This is a genomic window from Salinivibrio sp. MA427 (genome assembly GCF_001996115.1).
Lineage (GTDB): Bacteria > Pseudomonadota > Gammaproteobacteria > Enterobacterales > Vibrionaceae > Salinivibrio > Salinivibrio costicola.
This window is the reverse complement of sequence record NZ_MUFH01000343.1, coordinates 1-2,353: the sequence shown is the minus strand read 5'-3', so window position 1 is coordinate 2,353 and position 2,353 is coordinate 1. Positions and strand designations below refer to the sequence as shown.

General features: G+C 48.7%; 2 protein-coding genes. Both read left to right on the top strand.

From position 1 onward, the window contains the following. On the top strand, positions 1-738 hold a 738-nt coding region (locus BZG79_RS14265), incomplete at its 5' end, for a DUF4123 domain-containing protein (protein ID WP_077774731.1). Further along, the gene (locus BZG79_RS14260) at positions 735-2,237 is read left to right on the top strand and encodes a toxin VasX (RefSeq protein WP_077774730.1); all 1,503 of its coding nucleotides are present in this window, start codon (positions 735-737) and stop codon (positions 2,235-2,237) included. The genes BZG79_RS14265 and BZG79_RS14260, both read left to right, overlap by 4 nt. Positions 2,238-2,353: the final 116 nt, after the last annotated feature.

Here is a 2,353-nt window from a genome sequence, read left to right as displayed (position 1 = left end):
GTCTATACGCAACCGCCTTATGACCAGCTGCTCGCGGTTTCTCCCTTTGTTGTACGATTGACCGACGCAGTGTGGGCATGGTTTACGACTCTCAATCAACCCACTGCAGGATATGTATTCGCGTCTTCGCAACCCGGGCTTGATGTAGCACATCAGTTACGGGATTTCATTCAAGTGCTGTCACCCTATGGCAGTAAGGTGTTCTTGAAGCTGGCGCACAGTGAATGCATTGATGCGTTGCTATCTAATGATTTTGGTGGTTTTTGGTCCTTAATGTCTGCACTTTGGCTGCCAACGCGTGAAGGTTGGCAGGTTTATCATGCCCCTGAGTCGGCCAAATCAGTCTCGTTGCCCTATCAGCTCTCTGATCCGCAATGGAGCGCGCTTGGTACCGTGGTTTGGCGAAATCAAATACAAAGCCTTAAGCAACATGTGCAAACTTACTTTCCTGAGCGTCTTACTTCTCAGTCAGATCCCGACCAATGGGTACAGACGTGGGCAGACACTGCCTATCAGCAAGGATTTCATACCGGGCAAGACCTCACGCAATTTTTCAATGTGTTAGGTTTTGTGGGAGAGCAAGCGCTCGATGCATCTGTGTATCCCGATATAAGCAATCTTGTTCTCAATCCATCGGCAATGACGCCTTCTCAACGTATCGAGCAAGCAGCCTTATTAGCAAAGCGTGAATCAGAGCAAGCCGAGTCTTACTTAGCGAATCAGCAGGAGCAGGTATGAGTGACCCAATCTCAGCGGCCAAATGTGCCAATAATCAAGATAGCCGCGATCCAACCGGGCCGTGTCCATTAAAAGGTGGCAGCGTTGGTTTTGTTCCTGTGCGTTATGCGTTCGACAATGGCTATGATCAAGACGATTACACACCAATATTTGCTTTACCTAAAAAGTGGCAAGGTGAAGCGTGGATCGAGGCAGAGTATAGCCAGCGCACATTGCGCCAACTAAGGGACGGTTGGCTGTATGTCTATGACCAAGACGCGGAGCGTCTCGATGAATACCAAGTGTCTGGTACCAAACTCATTAAAAAGCTGAATGATGACAGCGATGGCGAAACATCAAGCCGTTTAAACTATCCGGTTAAACACACGGTCTATCTTGCGTTTTCGCATCTACGCTGGACGGCGCGCTTAAAAGCGCTGATGCAAGAAAATGGTCAGCTACGCAGTGCGTGGATGCGAGAGCTCGATCTTGATTATTATCGCGAGAATATGGCGCATCCACACACCGGCAGTTTAAAGCAACTCGGGCAAAGTGTGATTGATATTGGCGAGGACTCTGCGCCGGCTGGGCTATTCACAAGTACGTGTACACCGCTTGATGAAATCGATGATCTAGAAACCGATGAACAAGACGATCAACAACACCAGCACGTTGCACAAAAGCCAGGTAGCACTGTCACTGACTACAAGGTGGACTTGGATAAACCCAATGAAGGCTTTTTTATTGCGCTGGATGATAGGTTGGCCGATGTGTCTGATTTGTTCTTGCCTTTATCTCAGGAAGTCGCGCGACAGAGTGTTATTTTAAAAGACGAAGAGAACATGCATAAGCTCCAAATGGCTGAGCTGACGCGAATGCTAGCAGGCGTGAAATTAGAGCAAGACGAAGTACCCAGCTCAGTGAAGGGTGACCCCATCAGAGAGTTGGCATTCGAGCGCCATGTTATTGACTATCTTGCGACACAACGGCTTGCTGACCAAGAGCGAGCTGCTTTAGAAAGTAATCCCAATGTCGCGACTGTGCCGATGACGCCACTTCAAGAAGAGGCATTAAATAAAGGGGCGCTTCTTGAGGAACAATACGATTACCAACTCACTGAAGAGCAAAAGCGGCGCTGGTCTATGTTCAGCGATGAAGTGGATTGGGAAGCGCTAGARGCATTTCTCTCGGACCATTACAACCAATTACAAGGTCTTGATGCGCGCATCGCCACTCGCTACAAAGACTTTATGTACGGCCTTAAAGAATTAAGCACCGATCCAGCCATTGTGGGTGTAGACAATCAAGACACCGATCATTTGGTATATCTGCTGAGCTGCATGCATGGTTTGAATCTGATGATTTTTGGGAGTCGGTTGCCCTACCGGTGGTTGGCTAATACGTGTAATCATCACGACTTCGGCATTCACCTTTCGCTGCCATGCCGAAACTTGCGCCGGATAGTCTGGGTTGTGTGCGACAATTGCTTCTGGATTAACGATTGCCTCCAATATCACTAACCGTAAATTACTGATCATGCCTGCAGGGCTATGCGCGGTATTCATTTGGCTAGGAAACAACAGGTTGGTTATCGCTCGCCACGTCTGTTCTGCCGCACCTGCTGTCGCATGCTGCA